Genomic DNA, 15457 nt, shown 5'->3' on the forward strand with positions numbered 1-15457 from the left:
CCGAGTTTGTCGCCTTAGCCGTGCCCGACGGCTGAGCTTAGCGAGGCGGGCGTGATCCGCAGGCTATCAAGCGCGTGCTGATAGCGCTTTTCTGGTGGGACATCGAATAGCAGCGCTCGGTCATAGGGAATGGTCAGCCAGCCATTGGCGGCGATTTCATCTTCCAATTGGCCGGGGCTCCAGCCGCAACACCCCAGAGCAAACAGCGAGCGCTGCGGAGCCGGGCCATAGGCCATGGCGCGCATCACATCCAAGGTCGCGGTCAGCCCAACGCCATCGTTCACCTTATAGGTATTGCCGCTGGTGTAATCGCCGGTGTGCAGCACAAACCCGCGTCCTTTTTCGACCGGCCCGCCACGCAGGACAATGCGCTCGCCGTTTGAATCTGGCAGGCGCTTGGTCGATTGCGGGGCGCTCAGGTCCAATTCGTCGAGCACATCAGCAAAGGTCATGGTCTCAAGTGGTTGGTTGACCACGAGCCCCATCGCGCCCTCGTCGCCGTGTCCGACGACGAAGATGACGCTTTCCGTAAAATTTTCATCGTCCATGTCAGGCATGGCGATGAGGAAGTGACCTTCGAGCGAATTCATATGACTATTCTAGAATGCTAGAGCCTGAGTGCCAAGCGCGGCATACGCTAAACTGCTCAACATGCTCGCTTACATCATGCCTTTGTTTTTCCATGTTATCTGTGCTCCAATGGGTCATGCGCTCAATTGTTTCCCTCATTTTTTTACTGTCAGCCGCGCCAGTTATTGGCGCAGAGACCCCTTGGGTCGAGATCGCGCCCGCGGTTGAAGTGCGTCTCATTAGCGATGGGAATGTTGATTCTGAGGGTAAGACTTGGGCCGGTTTAGAGCTGAAAATGCCGCCGACCACGAACACCTATTGGCGCGTTCCGGGGCAGGCGGGTTTTGCCGCGCAGTTTGATTTTCTGAAAAGTGAGGGGGTTACGGACGTCGCCGTCCACTGGCCCTATCCAGAGCGCAAACGCATCGGCAGCCTTCTCGATTATGTGTATCACGGTGACGTCATCCTCCCCTTTGAGGTGGCTGTGTCGGACCCGTCAGGCACACTCAAGCTCGATGCCGTTCTCGGTATCTGCGAAGAAATTTGCATTCCCGCGCAAGTTAGTTTTGAGCTCGACCTTAATACGCATCAAGCTGACCGCGCCAATGCTTCACGCCTGAAGCAGGCCTTGGCAGATGTCCCAATCGCGTGGGATCAAGACAGTCCTGCCTATGGGGCATTGGGTTTGAACGCAGATGGCAAGAGCGTCTGGGTTCGCGACCTCTCAGCAGAAATCGATCCGGACAGCGTCATCATCGACACGGGCCCCTCCGGTCCAGTATTTGGCGCGCCGCAAAAAAGCCTTGGGGAGCCCCTAGTCCTGCTTCCCATATTGAGCAAAACCGACAATAGTGACTTGGAAGGTCAGACTGTGGAGATCACATTCATGACCGATCAGGGAGCCTATGCGGTTCGCGGGATGATTGAGCCAGCCACCGACTAATGCTGCATGCTGTTGTTGCAGCCTTTGACTTGCTTGTGATCCTAGAAGCGCATATCGGATGAGTAGTATTTGAGGTAGGGCGGCGTATCCGCCAAATAGGGGCCAATCCAACGATGATTGAACGCGGCAATCCGATCCCTTCAGTTGGGATCAAGTTGGTAACGGCAGAAGGCACCACCGATGTCGATAGCGCTGCAGCGCTCGGCGAAGGCTTGGTTGTTCTGTTCTCTGTCCCCGGTGCGTTTACCCCAACCTGCCACGTCAATCATCTGCCCGGCTTCCTTGCCAATGCTGAAAAGCTTCGCGCTGCCGGTGTGACCAAGATTGTTTGCGCCGCAGCCAATGATGCTCATGTCATGAAGGCTTGGGCCGAAGCGTCCAACGCGCTCAATGAAATTACCTTTATCGCCGATGGCAATGCGGATTTTGCCAGCGCTCTTGGGTTTGATCGCGATTTCAGCGCCTTTGGCATGGGTCATCGCTATGCACGTGCCGCTATGATTATTCGTGATGGTGTCGTTGATGCCGTGTTTGTCGAGGATGCGCCTGGCGTTAATGCCAGCGGTGCTCCGGCTATTTTAACTGCGCTCAACGCAGCCTGAGCTTCTGGAGACAGCTTTAGATGATGAACTCCCTAGTCTCCACGCTCCGCATTGGCTCCGCACTTGGCTTTGCTACGCTTCTGGCTGGCTGCTCGATGGGCAGCATGTTCGGTGGCGGCTCGTCGTCCAATGCTGGCCTACAAAACGCGACAGCAGCGCCAATTGCCGTTGCCAGCGCACAGACCAACGCCTTGCCAGTCATCGCTACGGAATGCCCTGCCATTAAGGTCCGTCTCGGCGGCGAGGCCATGTATTTTTATGGCGGCGGTCGCACCGGCGACGCCCGCGCGCTTCAGTATCAGGGCGTGATTGACCAGGCGACGCGCAACTGCGTGGTGTCTAACGGTCAGATCACTGTCAACATGGGCGTCAGCGGCCGTATTCTGCTCGGTCCTTCCGGCAAGCAGACCTCGGTCAACGCACCAATCCGTTTTGCGGTCGAGCGTGACGGTCAGGCGATCTTCTCAGAAAAATACAACGTACCAGTGGCCCTGACGCCTCCGGCCCAAATGTCGGAATTCGTCAAGGTCGTCGAAAACGTCAAGATCCCGTATTTGGGCGGCGAAAGCATCACCATCTGGGTTGGCTTCGACCCACGAGGCTAAGAGCTTCGCCTATGCGCTCCGCGCGACGGGCAGGAGCTTCTGACATCATATAAAAAGGCCCGGATCGCTCCGGGCCTTTTCTTTATTCAGCGGCCTTTGGCATTTCGGCTGCTCGTTCCCACTTGAGGATCGGCTGACGCGCTGCACGCGTTTCATCGAGGCGTCGACGCGGTGCCTTCATAGGTGCGCCGGTGAACCGAGCGGCATTGCCAGATTTTGCCTCGGTCGCCAGCTCCGCCATGACATCGCAGAAGCGGTCCAAGGTCTGCTTGCTTTCGCTTTCTGTCGGCTCGATCAACATCGCCCCGTGCACAACCAGAGGGAAGTACATGGTCATTGGGTGGAAGCCCTCGTCGATCAGTGCCTTGGCAAAATCGAGCGTGGTGACGCCGGTGTCCTTGAGGAAGCTGTCGTCAAACAGGGCTTCGTGCATCGTCGGATAATCCGGGAACGGAACCGAGAACAGATGCTGAAGCCGCGCCTTGACGTAGTTCGCGTTGAGCACTGCGTCTTCTGCCGCCTGCGCCAGCCCGTCAGCGCCGTGGCTGAGCATATAGGTCAGCGCCCGCACATACATGCCCATCTGCCCGTGGAAGGCCGTTACGCGGCCCAGAGCTTGGCTCTCGACATGCTCGACCAGTTCCAGCCCCTGAGCGCCCTTGCGGACAAACGGCACAGGCGCGAAAGGCGCCAGCGCTTCGGACAGAACCACAGGACCTGCGCCCGGTCCGCCCCCGCCATGTGGCGTCGAGAAGGTCTTGTGCAGGTTGATGTGCATGGCGTCGATGCCAAGATCGCCCGGACGCACCACACCCATAATGGCGTTAAAGTTCGCGCCATCGCAGTAGAAATATGCCCCTGCATCGTGGATCGCCTTGGCGATCTCGATCACCTGCGGCTCGAACAGCCCGCAGGTATTGGGGTTGGTCAGCATGATCGCGGCGACGTCTGGCGTAATCGCAGCCTTCACCGCTTCCACGTCTACGGTCCCGTCTGCCTTGGCTGGCACTGGCTTAACCGTATAGCCTAGGAAGGCCGCCGTGGCCGGATTGGTGCCATGCGCGCTTTCCGGAACCAGAACGACGGTCCGGTGGCTTTCCCCCTTGGCGTCCTGCGCAGCCTTGATGGCCATCATGCCCAGGAGTTCGCCATGCGCACCCGCCTTGGGCGATAGCGCGACCGCTGCCGTATTGGTCAAGGTCATCAGCCAGTGGCTGAGCTCATTCATTAGTTCCAGCGCGCCCTGAACCGTCGAGACAGGTTGCAGCGGGTGAATGTCTGAAAAGCCCGGCAAGCGTGCGGTTTTTTCGTTCAACCGCGGATTGTGCTTCATTGTGCACGAGCCGAGCGGATACATGCCGCTATCGATCGAGTGATTGAGCCGCGACAGGCGCACATAATGGCGCATGGCTTCCGGTTCAGTCAGTCCCGCGAGGTCGAGCTTGGTTTTGCGTTCAAACCCACCCAGACGCGCAGTGGTGATTTCAACATCAGGCAGATCAACGCCGGAATGTTCGGTATCGCCAATTTCAAACAGCAGCGGCTCGTCGGGCAGCAGCGCCGAACCTGAAGCGCCGGTACTGGCAGTGCCCACTCCCGTCGGGCGGCCTTGCGTATTCATGCTCATGCCAATACCTCCGAAAGCGCCGCTGTCAGGGCTGCAATATCGCTCTCCGTTGTCAGCTCGGTTGCAGCGAGGATAATGAGGTTTTCAACCTCTGGATCGTTTGGCAGCAGGCGGCTTGCCGGAACCCCAGCCAAAATGCCCTTGCGCGCCAGCGCTTCCACCACCTGATCGGCAGGCTTGCCCGTGCGGATGGTCATTTCATTAAAGAACGTTTTGTTCAAAACGCTGACGCCCGTAACGCGAGCCAGTGCGTCGGCAAGCTTGATGGCGTTCGCGTGGTTGAGCCGCGCGAGGCGCACAAAGCCCGCTTCGCCGAGCAGTGCCATGTGGATAGAGAAGGCGAGGGCACAGAGCCCCGAGTTGGTGCAGATATTGCTCGTCGCCTTCTCGCGGCGGATATGCTGCTCGCGCGTCGAAAGGGTCAGCACAAATCCGCGGTTGCCGTCGGCATCAACCGTTTCACCGCACAAGCGTCCCGGCATTTGCCGGATGTATTCCTTCTTGCAGGCCATCAGCCCGAGATAAGGTCCACCAAAGTTCAGCGCGTTGCCAATCGATTGGCCCTCGCACACAACAATGTCTGCCCCAAGCGCACCAGGAGCCTCGAGAAGGCCCAAGGACACGACTTCAGTGACAACCACAATGAGCAGCGCCCCAACGGCGTGTGCGGCGTCCGCTGCGGCTTTAAGATTGCGCAGGTGACCATAGAAATCCGGGGTCTGGATGACGATGGCGGCAGTGTTGCCGTCGATCTGCTCCAGAATGTCTCCCTGTCCCTCGGGGGAGGGGGAGAGGCAGACGAGATTGGGATCATCCTTGAGATAGGCTTTTACCACATCGCGATAATGCGGATGGAGGCCGCCCGAGAGCAGAACGCGGTTTTTGCGGGTGATGCGGCGCGCCATCAGCACCGCTTCGGCTGTTCCGGTCGAGCCGTCATAGAGCGAGGCGTTGGCCACATCCATGCCGGTGATTTTGGCCACCTGCGTCTGGAACTCGAAGAGCATCTGCAATGTGCCCTGCGAGATTTCCGGCTGATAAGGCGTATAGGCCGTCAGCCATTCTGAACGCTGGATAAGGTGGTCCACGGTCGCTGGAATATGGTGCCGGTAAGCGCCAGCGCCAACGAAGAATGGTCCATTGCCTGCAGCATGGTTCTTGTTCGCCAGCGCCCGCATATGCGCTTCAACCAGGAACTCAGGACTATGGGCTGGCAGATCAAGGGTGAAACTCTTGAGTGCGGAGTTTGGCACGGCGCTGAACAGCGCCTCAACATTGGCCGCGCCAATGGTGCCGAGCATGTCGGCACGTTCGTGGGCAGAGTGGGGAAGATATCGCATCGAGGGTCTTACTTCGTCATATCTGCGTAGGCAGCGGCATCGAGCAAGCCATCCAGCTCGCCGGCATCGGCGATCTCGATCTTGTAGATCCAACCGGCATTTTCCGGATCGGTGTTGATCAAGCCTGGCTCGCCGCTCAGCGCTTCATTGACTTCGGTAACGGTGCCCGCAACTGGAGCGTAGATTTCCGATGCCGCTTTGACCGATTCAACCACGGCTGCTTCATCGCCCTTCTTGAGGACTTTGCCGACGCTTGGCAGCTCGACGAAAACAATGTCGCCAAGCGCGTCTTGAGCGTATGGCGTGATGCCGACAACGCCCGTGGTGCCTTCAACGCGAATATATTCGTGGTCTTGGGTAAACTTGGTGGTCATCTGGGGCCTCAGATCGATTTGCGGAAATAACGGTGTGGGACGAATGGCGTCTCAACAACTTCGGCGGCTTGCGCTCGGTTGCGGACGACAACTTGCAATTTGCTGCCGATGGCGGCGTGTTCTGGGCTGACAAAGCCAAGAGCGATGGCCTTGTTCAGCGATGGCGCAAAGCCGCCACTGGTGACGACGCCGATGACAGTGCCAGCGCTATCGGTAATTTCAGCGCCTTCGCGCGCAGGGGCGCCCTCGATGATCATGCCAACGCGTTTGCGGCTCAGCTGGCCATCGCGCTCTGCCAGAATGCGATGCGAACCCGGAAAATCTGCGGCCTCCCGGCGGCGCTTCGATACGGCAAAGCCTAAGCCTGCTTCGATGGGGGAGATCGTTTCGTTGAGGTCATGCCCATAAAGCGGCAGGCCAGCTTCGAGGCGTAGGCTGTCCCGAGCACCAAGACCGATTGGCTTCACCCGATCATCGGTGAGAAGGGCATCCCAGAAATCTTCGGCATGCGCTGCGGGGAGGAGAATTTCAAAACCATCTTCGCCCGTATATCCAGCGCGGGCGGTGGTCACCGGAATTGTGTTCCAGCTCAAATTGGCGTGGGTCATAAACCCAAGTTGGACCGCGCCCGGGATAAGACCGGCAATAACGTTTACCGCTTCAGGGCCTTGCAGCGCGAGAAGGGCGTTGTCGTGGTCCGCACGAACAAGTTTGGCGCTGTCGCCCAGTGCCTTCTCGATCAGCGCGAAGTCGCTATCCTTGGTCCCGGCGTTGACCACCACATAAAGCACACCGGCCTCATCAGGGGACCGGGCGATCATCAGATCGTCGATAATGCCGCCCTGTTCATTAAGCAGGAGCGAATAGCGGATTTGGCCGGGTTTGAGACTGGCAATATCCCCGCAAATGAGAGGTTCAATTAGAGCGGAAATTGCAGCGTGATCGGCTTCGGCGTCACCGCTTGGCGCATTGAGACGGACAAAGCTCGGTCCCATATGGCTGACGTCGAACAGGCCGGCATTGTCGCGGGTCCACTTGTGCTCGTTCATTATCCCACTGGGATATTGCACGGGCAGGGCATAGCCCCCGAACGGGACGATGCGGCCGCTCGCAGCGACGTGTTTTTCGTAAAGCGGGGTCTGATGTAGGTCTTCTGGGCCTGAAGATGCCATGAACAACTCGGGTTAGAGGTCAGCACGATGTCCTCCGCTGTCGCGGAGTGCGTGCCCCCTCTGTCCTTGCCCTGAGAGATTTCCTGGCTGAGCGCCAGTTGCTCCTTCGGTGGAATTGGCTCGGCCAATTCGCTTTCCAGAGTGTTCGTTTAACTGCGGTCCGTTTGCCTGAGAGTTTCCGGGGCGGTTGCTCCTTCGGCGCTGGCAGTTGCCAGTCTCTCCCGCAGTTGCCCGGACCATGCGCGAGTTTTGCGCCTGCGTCAATTCGGCATGGTCGTTTTTGGTCCGGATCGCGAGGTGTGGCTGGTAAGTGCCCCACCCAACCTCGCCTGAACGACGGAGGAGGGGCATTCCGGTGCTCGTGGCAGCCTTTGCGCGCACTCGGTCCAATCGCTCCCCTTTTTAGGGGGGAGGCCAGGAGGGGGTATTCCTCACCCAAGCGTCAAAACAAAAAAGGCGGACATTGCTGCCCGCCTTTAAATTCGTTTGTCTAGTATCAGACTTAGTTGAGCTTGGTGCTCACGTCCGCGATAGCTGCGTCGATGATCTTGCCGCCATTGCGGTTCATTTCATCGGAGAGCACAACGCGGGCAGCTTCTACTGCCAGATCTGCAGAGCGTGCGCGGACTTCCGCGATTGCCTGCGATTCTGCCTGGGCGATCTTGTCTTCCACAGCCTTGGTGCGGCGGGTGACGAGCTCTTCCAGCGAAGCCTTAGCTTCAACAGTCAGACGGTTCGCTTCTTCCTGAGCCGAAGCGATGATGTCCTGAGCGTCCTTCTCAGCAGCAATACGCTTCTGTTCGTATTCAACGAGCAGGGCAGCTGCGTCCTGGCGGAGGCGCTTGGCTTCCGACAGATCGGTTTCGATCTTGGCGATCTGCTTATCGAGCATGCCGCCGATGATGCGTGGCAGGCCGAGGTAAACCAGCAGGCCAATGAAGATCACGAGGCCTACGAGGGCGAAAAAGCTATTGTCCATCCAGTATGGCATGGCGATTAACCCTTCACCTTAGCAACGGCAGCGCGAATGCTGTCGGCAGAAACGTCGCCAACGATCTGGCCAACGACAGCCTGTGCGGTGTCGGCAGCAATTTCATCAACGTTAGTGAGTGCGGCAGCCTTGGTCGCTGCGATACGCGCTTCAGCTTCTGTGACCTTGGCGGTCAGTTCGGCTTCTGCAGCGGTACGCTTTGCAGTGATGTCGGCATTGATTGCGTCGCGTGTCTGGGCAGCGATCGCCTGAGCCTTAGACTTGGCTTCGGCAAGTGCCTTTTCATACGATGCGATTGCAGCGTCGGTCTTCTGACGGTCAGCGTCGGCAGCAGCGAGGTCCGCTGCGATCGTCGCCTGGCGTGTCTCGATGGTCTTGCCGACCTTCGGGAGTGCCAGCTTGCTCATCAGGATGTAGAGCGCTGCGAAACAGATTGCGAGCCAGAGCAACTGGCTGGGGAAGGTAGCCGGATCGAATGGCGGGAACACGTCTGAGTGACCGTCACCATGCGAAACAGTTGCATGAGTGTCTGAGTGGTCAGCGTGGACCGCGGTGTCGTCGGTCGGCGTTGCCGCTTCTTGAGCGTAGGCTTGCGTTACCATCTGGTCGGTGTCCCGTTAATTCCGGTCATCCGGCGTGAGGCCAGATAAAGCGCAGCCGGACAAAATATCCGGCTGCGGAATTGATCGCTTAAAGTTGCTAATTAAGCAACGAACAGCAGGATCAGAGCGACCAGGAACGAGAAGATGCCCAGTGCTTCGGTCATAGCCATACCGAAAATCAGGTTACCGGTCTGGCTTGGAGCAGCAGACGGGTTGCGCAGTGCGCCCGAGAGGAAGTTCGAGAAGATGTTCGACACGCCGAGGGCGGCACCAGCCATACCCAGGGTTGCGATACCGGCGCCGATCATCTTTGCGGCTTCAACGTCCATTTGTTTGTCCTTTCGAGGGTCAAAGTTTACCGGCGAAAAGCCGCCGTTTGAGAGACTCAACGTCTTAGTGTGATGGGTGAACCGCGTCGTTGAGGTACATCGAAGTCAGAACTGCAAACACATAGGCCTGCACGACTGCGACGAGGAGTTCGAGTGCTGTGATTGCAACCGTCATGATGAGCGGCAGCAGTGCACCCAGCCAGCCGAGAGCGCCAAGGGCACCAAGGCTAACTACGAAACCAGAGAAAACCTTCAGGGTGATGTGGCCGGCAAGGATATTGCCGAACAAACGAACCGAAAGGCTGATTGGGCGCGAGAGGAACGAAATGATCTCGATCGGCACCACAATCGGCAGAACGTAGCCGGGAACACCCGACGGTACGAACAGCTTGAGGAACTTAAAGCCGTGACGGAAGAAACCGTACACGATCACAACACCGATCACGAGGAACGCCAAAGCGGCAGTAACGATGATGTGGGAGGTTGTGGTGAAGAAGTATGGGAACATGCCGAGGAGGTTACCCACGAGCACGAAACCAAAGAGCGAGAATACGAACGGGAAGAACTTCATGCCTTCCGTGCCCGCTGAACTTCGCAACATATTGGCGACGAAACTATATAGAAGTTCGCCGGCCATCTGGAACCGGTTTGGTACCATCGCCGCACGCGATGAGGAGAGAACCATGAAACCAGTCAGGATCACCACCGTAACGGCCATAAATAGGGCCGAATTGGTGAACGAGAGATTCAGTGCGGTACCAGCGGCCTCATCTCCGACATGAATCGGAATCAGATCGGTGATGACAAACTGGTGGATCGGGTCAGTACCGGCCATGGAGCCCTCTAAGCGTCATCTTTATCGTCGCGCTTCGCGTCAGCAGGGCCTTCATTGGTCCCAACCGTCGAAGCGGCATTCATTTCGTTCGCTGTACGAACGACATTTTTGACGCCTGCTGCAAAGCCTACGATCAACAAAATGATCATGGCCCAAGGCGTCGTTCCTAAACCAAGGTCGATGAGATAACCCATTACGGCTCCCACCAAAATTGCCGCTACGAACTCGGAGCCCATGCGCATACCGCGGGCCATTCCATTCGCATCTGCTGAAGCGCCACCAGCAACGTTACCGTTCGCTAGATCGCGCTCCTTCTTGGCCGAAGCGATGCGTGATGCAAGATCGCGCGTCGCGTCGCGGGCACTTTTCGGCTGACCTTGGTCGTCCGGAGGTATGTTCATCCGCAACTCCCTATAGTCGGCTTTTCCGGAGGATTTCCGGTCGCCCTTTAAGTCGCGCGCAACATAGTGGTGGCCCCGAAACGTGTCAAGGCGCGCTGCGACTGTGTAAGTTATTGTTGTCGCGCCTGAATTTTGAATGTTTGAGGGGTGCGGCATGCTGTCCTGCGCGCAAGAGTGGCGAAGTGGTGGCGGCACGTGAAGATTCTTAAGAATTACCGAGAGCCTAGGCGGTCTCTAGGTAGCTTTCCGCGGTTTGCAGATCGACAGAAACGAGCTGGCTGACCCCGCGTTCTGACATCGTGACCCCGAAAAGCCGATCCATCCGTGCCATGGTTATTGGATTATGGGTAATCACCATAAAGCGAGTTTGGGTCCGGTGTCGCATCGAGTCGAGCAAATTGCAGAATCGCTCGACATTGGCGTCATCGAGTGGCGCATCCACTTCGTCGAGCACGCAGATGGGGGCGGGGTTGGTCAGAAACACCGCAAAAATTAGGCTCATTGCTGTCAGCGCCTGCTCACCCCCAGAGAGAAGTGTCATGGTTTGAGGCTTCTTACCCGGTGGTCGGGCAATAATTTCGAGACCTGCTTCGAGCGGGTCATCGCTTTCCACAAAGGTCAGCTCCGCCGTGCCGCCGCCGAACAGCGTGGTGAAGAGCTCTTGGAAATGCGCATTGACCTTGCCGAAGGCTTCATTGAGCCGCGCGCGCCCTTCGCGATTGAGATTGCCGATGGCCACACGCAGTTTGGCGATCGCCTCAATAATATCGTCGCGGTCTCGCACCATGGTGTCGAGCTTTTCCTGAATCTCCTCGGCTTCTTTCTCTGCCGATAAGTTCACTCCACCCAAACGCTCGCGTTCGGCCTTGAGCCGCTCAAGCTTCTGTTCGGTGGGTTGTTCCGCGGGCAGCGCTTCTTCCGGCCGAATGCCTGAGGCTTCCAGCGTGCGGCTTGCCGGAATACCGAGGTTCTCTTCGGTCTGCCGCTCAATCTGCAGGCGCTGGCTGATGATCCCCTTGAGCCGCTCTTCAACGCGGGTAAGCTCAATGCGGACATTATTGAGAGCATCATTTGCGGCTTTGACCGCTCGGTCGGTCTCCCGCCACGCGTTTTGTGCATTATTCAATCGTTCGACGGCGGCTTGATGATCCTCGCTGGCGATGTCGATTTGCTCATCGAGTTGGGCTTTGCGTTCGTCGAACCCGTCCGGCGAATCTGCCATATCGGCGAGTTGGTCCTGCACATCGGCGGTGCGGTCATCAAGTGTCGCCAATTGATTGCGCGCGCCATCGAGGCGCCGCTGCCAGGAGGCCATGTCTCGCGTCAACTGCTCAAGGCGCGTCGTACGCAGGCGCTTGGTTGATTCGAGCGTATTGAGGTGTAGGCGCGCCGCATCGGCTTTTTCGCGCAAAACAACGACATGGCTTTGTGTCGCCTGTGCCGCCGCAGCCATCGCGTCTTCGTCTGCCAGATCTGCCAAAGCGTCGAGCGCGGCCTGTTCGGCCATTTCCGCGTCACCCACACTGCTCGCCACGCGGAGTTTTGCATCTTCCAGCGTCGATTTGCGAGTGGTGAGATCGGAAAGAGCGCGCTGGGCTTTGTCGAGTTCAGTCTGCGCCGTGGCGATAGCGTGTTGCGCAGTGCGCCACGCTTCCCGGCAATGCCGTTCGCTACCCCGTGCAACGTCAAGCGCTGTCGCGTGAGCATCGACCTCACGCTTCCACGCATTGCGTTCGCCCTTGGCGCGAATGATGTCTTCATCCAGCTCAAGCAGTCGGTTCTTTTGCGCCAGACGAAGTGCGGCTGCGCTCGGTGCATCAGCTGCCGCAATCAAACCATCCCAGCGCCAAACAGCCCCTTCAAGGGTCACCAGTCGCTGCCCGGGTTTAAGTGCTTTCATCAGGCTTGGCCCGTCTGCCGCATCAATAAGACCAATCTGGTCAAGACGACGCTTGAGTTGCGGCGTGCCCGAAACATAGCGCGACAAGGGCTCTGCCCCTTGCGGCAGGTTCGGATCTTCACTGCGGTCTAGGGCCGGGGACCAATGGATCGGCGCATCACTGTCCGATGAAGCTTCGAGATCATCGCCCAATGCCGCGCCCAGCGCTGTTTCATACCCCGGCTCAACCTGCAGCTCATCGACGATAGCGGGCCACGCCCCCGTGCCTGTCACCAGCATTTTATTGAGCGTCGCCGCTTCCGCCTCAAGGCTCGTCACCAGCGTTTCCAGCTCGCGTAGGCGTGGTCGCGCCCCATCGAGCTTTTCTTGCGCGAGGTGAACCTTGGCTTCGGCCTCCAGTGCATTGGCCTCGGCGATTTCGGCTGCCTCTTGCGCACCCTCTAAAATATCGCGTCGTGCTGAAACGGTCTGGTCCGCGTTGAGTGCATCGATCACACGCTGATAGTCGCTTTCCAGCTCGGCCAATTGCTGGGCGAGGCTGCGTTTGCGCGTCATAGCCTCTTGCGCATTGCGCTGCGTTTGGCTGCGCATAGCGCGCAACTGCGCCAAGGCTTCGGTTGCCTGCCGAGCCGCAGCGTCCGCTTGCGTGACCGCGGCTTGCGCCAACTCAGCCTCTTGGCGGGCGGTTACGCTCTCGTCCTGCGATCCTTCAATTTCATATTCGAGATCAGCGCGCTCATTATTATAGGCGTCTATCGCTGCTTCGCATTCCGCAACCAGCGTCCGCTCACGTTGCCCATCGGCTGCGATCTGCTGCAGCCGGTTTTGTAGCTCAACACGCCGCTGGCTCATGCGCCGTGCTTCTTCGGCCAATTGCTCTGCTAAAATCGTATAGCGTTGCAGTACCGCTCCGGTCACAGCTTCCCGCTCCCGCAGCGGGGCAACTGCGGCTTCGGCCAGTTCTGCGGCCTTTTGGGCCTGGTGTTCGGCGTGGGTGGCATCCGCCAGTTGACGAATAAGCACCGCCTGCGCTGCTTCAGTTTCTTTCTCGGCGACGCGCGCCGCAACCCAGCGGATATGAAAGAGTGTCGCCTCTGTGCGCCGAATATCCCCTGATAGGGCGCGATACCGCGTGGCAAGTCGCGCCTGCCGTTTGAGGGTTTCAAGCTGGCTTTCGATCTGTGCGACCACATCGTCAACGCGCTCAAGGTTGGTTTCCGCCGCGCGAAGCCGGATTTCCGCCTCACGGCGCCGCGAATGCAGGCCCGAAATCCCCGCCGCTTCTTCAAGCAGCGCCCGTCGCGCCGTCGGTTTGGCCGAGATAAGTTCGCCGATCTGTCCCTGCCGCACCATAGAAGGAGAGTGCGCACCCGTGGAGGCGTCAGCGAACAGCATCTGCACGTCACGTGCCCGCACTTCTTTCCCGTTCACCCGATAGACAGAGCCGGCTTCCCGCTCAATCCGGCGCGTTACTTCCAAAACATCGGCTGAGTTCAGCGCTGCTGGCGCGCTGCGGTCGGTATTATCCAGCACCAGCGTCACTTCGGCCGAATTGCGCGCCGAGCGATTGCCCGAGCCCGAAAAGATAACGTCGTCCATGCCCGAGGCGCGCATGGCCTTGTATGAGCTTTCGCCCATCACCCAGCGCATCGCTTCGACGAGGTTCGATTTCCCGCAGCCATTGGGGCCGACAATGCCTGTCAGGCCCGGCTCCATGACGAGCACGCTTTCATCGGGGAAGGATTTAAAGCCGTGAAGCTTGAGCCGCTGAAATTTCATGAGGGCGCGCGGCAACGCAAAAGAGGGCGCGCTATGCGCACCCTCTCAAATCTTATGTCTGCGCTAAATTGCTCAGACAGGGCAGAATTACTGCGCCGCTGGAGCGACGAAGTCGGCAGGAACCAGCGGGTCGATGGCTTCAGCCAGCTGTTCGAGCGACTTACCGCCAGAAAGCGTCTTGCCGTTGACGTAGAAGGTCGGGGTCCCGGAAAGGCCAAACTCATTCACTGCTTGTTCGCGCTGCGCTTCGATACCAGTGAAGATAGCCTGATTCGTCAGAGCAGCGTTGAAGCTCTCTTCGGTGAAGCCCAACTGCAGCGCGACAGCGTAGATCGCGTCGCGTGGCTTATCCGACATGCTCCATTCGTTCATGGTCTTGAAGTAGGTCGCGATGACATTGTGGTAGTTGTCTTCGCCAGCAGCTTCAGCGAGCAGGAAGATGGCCGCGTCGATTGCGTTACGCGCAAACGGACGCACGATGAACTTCACCTTGCCAGTTTCGATATACTGTTCCTTGAACGGGCCATAAACGTTGTTATGGAACGCCGCACAGTGCGGGCAAGTTGGCGATGCATATTCAATCACGGTGACAGGTGCGTCGGCATTGCCTTCGAACTTGTCAGCAATGTCGCCAGCAGGAGCCATAAGCTTGGCAACATCGACCATATCACCATCAGCAGCCTGTGCTGCGGAAATGCCAGCAACGCTTACCGCCGACGCGGCAGCTGCAAGAATGAGTGTATCGCGGCGATTGAACTTCACGTTTAGCTCCTAATTCCAATTTTGCGGACACTACACTGGAGAAAAGTGTCGGCAAGAGGGCTTTGACATCAACAGGCGTTGATCGCCTATGTTTTCCGTTTCGTTTCAGCCCTGCGTGCGAGCGCTAGGCCAAGGGTTGTGAGCGACTGACGCAAGCTGTCGTCTTCGATTGTCTCAGTCAACTTGCCTACTTTTTCCAAGCTTTGTGGGCTTGGAACATAGGCCTTATCGGTCTTTGGACCTGAATTGGCGATGAACGGTTCGGCCGAAAGGCGCACTTGGTCCACCAGTACATATCCAAAATAAAGGTTCACCGCCTTGGCGATGTTGGCCGCCTCATGCTGGGCAAACAATGCAGTGCCCGGCGCGCAGCGGATATAAAGAGTAGCGCCTTCAGCGCTATTGGCAATTTTGGGCCAGCTCAGCTTGTGTGGCTGGGTTGTTTCGTCAAAGGGGCGCGGCGCGATATTGCGCCACTGGGTAAGAATATCCCGACCGGCAAAGCCGCGCTTGCGCAGCACGGGGTCGAGCGCGCCCGACAGAGCGTCGGCCACCGAGGTCGCCCTATTGCGCCGCTTATATTCGGGTAGTTTGTCTGCCATGCCCCAAATATGGTCACGGACGG

General features: G+C 58.2%; 16 protein-coding genes and 2 riboswitches. Of the genes, 3 read left to right on the plus strand and 13 right to left on the minus strand.

Going from position 1 to position 15457, the window contains the following annotated elements; translation table 11 throughout:
* Positions 1-14: 14 nt before the first annotated feature.
* The gene (locus JHC09_RS06655; RefSeq protein ID WP_169195872.1) at positions 15-590 is read right to left on the minus strand and encodes a YqgE/AlgH family protein; all 576 of its coding nucleotides are present in this window, start codon (positions 588-590) and stop codon (positions 15-17) included.
* Between the two features lie 116 nt (positions 591-706).
* Here JHC09_RS06655 and JHC09_RS06660 point away from each other — a divergent pair, with 116 nt between their 5' ends.
* From JHC09_RS06660 to JHC09_RS06670, 3 genes are all read left to right on the plus strand, one after another.
* Positions 707-1513, plus strand: a complete 807-nt coding sequence (locus tag JHC09_RS06660) for a protein-disulfide reductase DsbD domain-containing protein (protein WP_282567666.1) — start codon at positions 707-709, stop codon at positions 1511-1513.
* Between the two features lie 113 nt (positions 1514-1626).
* A complete protein-coding gene (locus tag JHC09_RS06665) occupies positions 1627-2115 on the plus strand; it encodes a peroxiredoxin (RefSeq protein ID WP_199531303.1) in 489 nt (162 codons plus the stop codon).
* A 20-nt stretch (positions 2116-2135) separates the two neighbouring features.
* On the plus strand, positions 2136-2720 hold the full coding sequence (locus tag JHC09_RS06670; protein ID WP_182394833.1) for a hypothetical protein: 585 nt from the start codon (positions 2136-2138) through the stop codon (positions 2718-2720).
* An 82-nt stretch (positions 2721-2802) separates the two neighbouring features.
* Here the strand turns inward: JHC09_RS06670 and gcvPB are convergent, their stop codons facing one another.
* The 12 genes from gcvPB to JHC09_RS06730 all read right to left on the minus strand — a co-directional run bounded on the left by gcvPB (position 2803) and on the right by JHC09_RS06730 (position 15434).
* Complete coding sequence (gcvPB, locus tag JHC09_RS06675) at positions 2803-4347, minus strand: aminomethyl-transferring glycine dehydrogenase subunit GcvPB (protein ID WP_199531304.1); 1545 nt, start codon at positions 4345-4347, stop codon at positions 2803-2805.
* Positions 4344-5687 (minus strand): aminomethyl-transferring glycine dehydrogenase subunit GcvPA, encoded by a 1344-nt coding sequence (gene gcvPA, locus JHC09_RS06680; protein ID WP_199531305.1) that lies wholly within the window; start codon positions 5685-5687, stop codon positions 4344-4346. The genes gcvPB and gcvPA overlap by 4 nt, the downstream gene beginning before the upstream one ends.
* A gap of 8 nt (positions 5688-5695) precedes the next feature.
* On the minus strand, positions 5696-6061 hold the full coding sequence (gene gcvH, locus JHC09_RS06685; RefSeq protein ID WP_169195878.1) for a glycine cleavage system protein GcvH: 366 nt from the start codon (positions 6059-6061) through the stop codon (positions 5696-5698).
* A gap of 8 nt (positions 6062-6069) precedes the next feature.
* On the minus strand, positions 6070-7233 hold the full coding sequence (gene gcvT / locus JHC09_RS06690) for a glycine cleavage system aminomethyltransferase GcvT (RefSeq protein ID WP_199531306.1): 1164 nt from the start codon (positions 7231-7233) through the stop codon (positions 6070-6072).
* Positions 7234-7283: 50 nt separating this feature from the next.
* A riboswitch (glycine riboswitch) is annotated at positions 7284-7379 on the minus strand.
* Positions 7380-7467: riboswitch (glycine riboswitch) on the minus strand.
* Between the two features lie 268 nt (positions 7468-7735).
* Entirely contained in the window at positions 7736-8224 is a 489-nt protein-coding gene (locus JHC09_RS06695) for an ATP F0F1 synthase subunit B (RefSeq protein WP_169195880.1), read from the minus strand.
* Between the two features lie 5 nt (positions 8225-8229).
* Complete coding sequence (locus JHC09_RS06700) at positions 8230-8826, minus strand: F0F1 ATP synthase subunit B (RefSeq protein ID WP_199531307.1); 597 nt, start codon at positions 8824-8826, stop codon at positions 8230-8232.
* Positions 8827-8927: 101 nt separating this feature from the next.
* Entirely contained in the window at positions 8928-9155 is a 228-nt protein-coding gene (locus tag JHC09_RS06705; RefSeq protein ID WP_169195882.1) for a F0F1 ATP synthase subunit C, read from the minus strand.
* Positions 9156-9219: 64 nt separating this feature from the next.
* Positions 9220-9990: a F0F1 ATP synthase subunit A gene (locus tag JHC09_RS06710; protein WP_169195883.1), complete on the minus strand. Its 771-nt coding sequence runs from the start codon at positions 9988-9990 to the stop codon at positions 9220-9222.
* Between the two features lie 8 nt (positions 9991-9998).
* Positions 9999-10391: an AtpZ/AtpI family protein gene (locus JHC09_RS06715; protein ID WP_169195884.1), complete on the minus strand. Its 393-nt coding sequence runs from the start codon at positions 10389-10391 to the stop codon at positions 9999-10001.
* Positions 10392-10614: 223 nt separating this feature from the next.
* Complete coding sequence (locus JHC09_RS06720) at positions 10615-14070, minus strand: AAA family ATPase (protein ID WP_199531308.1); 3456 nt, start codon at positions 14068-14070, stop codon at positions 10615-10617.
* Positions 14071-14157: 87 nt separating this feature from the next.
* Positions 14158-14832, minus strand: coding sequence for a thioredoxin domain-containing protein (locus tag JHC09_RS06725; RefSeq protein ID WP_169195886.1), 675 nt, complete (start codon positions 14830-14832; stop codon positions 14158-14160).
* Positions 14833-14918: 86 nt separating this feature from the next.
* Positions 14919-15434: a DciA family protein gene (locus JHC09_RS06730; RefSeq protein WP_199531309.1), complete on the minus strand. Its 516-nt coding sequence runs from the start codon at positions 15432-15434 to the stop codon at positions 14919-14921.
* Between the last annotated feature and the right edge of the window lie 23 nt (positions 15435-15457).

Source organism: Devosia sp. MC532, from assembly GCF_016461625.1.
GTDB lineage: Bacteria > Pseudomonadota > Alphaproteobacteria > Rhizobiales > Devosiaceae > Devosia.

Coding starts and splice junctions, on each gene's coding strand:
- JHC09_RS06655 (WP_169195872.1), bottom strand. CDS start 590: ATGAATTCGCTCGAAGGTCACTTCCTCATCGCCATGCCTGACATGGAC.
- JHC09_RS06660 (WP_282567666.1), top strand. CDS start 707: ATGCGCTCAATTGTTTCCCTCATTTTTTTACTGTCAGCCGCGCCAGTT.
- JHC09_RS06665 (WP_199531303.1), top strand. CDS start 1,627: ATGATTGAACGCGGCAATCCGATCCCTTCAGTTGGGATCAAGTTGGTA.
- JHC09_RS06670 (WP_182394833.1), top strand. CDS start 2,136: ATGATGAACTCCCTAGTCTCCACGCTCCGCATTGGCTCCGCACTTGGC.
- gcvPB (WP_199531304.1), bottom strand. CDS start 4,347: ATGAGCATGAATACGCAAGGCCGCCCGACGGGAGTGGGCACTGCCAGT.
- gcvPA (WP_199531305.1), bottom strand. CDS start 5,687: ATGCGATATCTTCCCCACTCTGCCCACGAACGTGCCGACATGCTCGGC.
- gcvH (WP_169195878.1), bottom strand. CDS start 6,061: ATGACCACCAAGTTTACCCAAGACCACGAATATATTCGCGTTGAAGGC.
- gcvT (WP_199531306.1), bottom strand. CDS start 7,233: ATGGCATCTTCAGGCCCAGAAGACCTACATCAGACCCCGCTTTACGAA.
- JHC09_RS06695 (WP_169195880.1), bottom strand. CDS start 8,224: ATGCCATACTGGATGGACAATAGCTTTTTCGCCCTCGTAGGCCTCGTG.
- JHC09_RS06700 (WP_199531307.1), bottom strand. CDS start 8,826: ATGGTAACGCAAGCCTACGCTCAAGAAGCGGCAACGCCGACCGACGAC.
- JHC09_RS06705 (WP_169195882.1), bottom strand. CDS start 9,155: ATGGACGTTGAAGCCGCAAAGATGATCGGCGCCGGTATCGCAACCCTG.
- JHC09_RS06710 (WP_169195883.1), bottom strand. CDS start 9,990: ATGGCCGGTACTGACCCGATCCACCAGTTTGTCATCACCGATCTGATT.
- JHC09_RS06715 (WP_169195884.1), bottom strand. CDS start 10,391: ATGAACATACCTCCGGACGACCAAGGTCAGCCGAAAAGTGCCCGCGAC.
- JHC09_RS06720 (WP_199531308.1), bottom strand. CDS start 14,070: ATGAAATTTCAGCGGCTCAAGCTTCACGGCTTTAAATCCTTCCCCGAT.
- JHC09_RS06730 (WP_199531309.1), bottom strand. CDS start 15,434: ATGGCAGACAAACTACCCGAATATAAGCGGCGCAATAGGGCGACCTCG.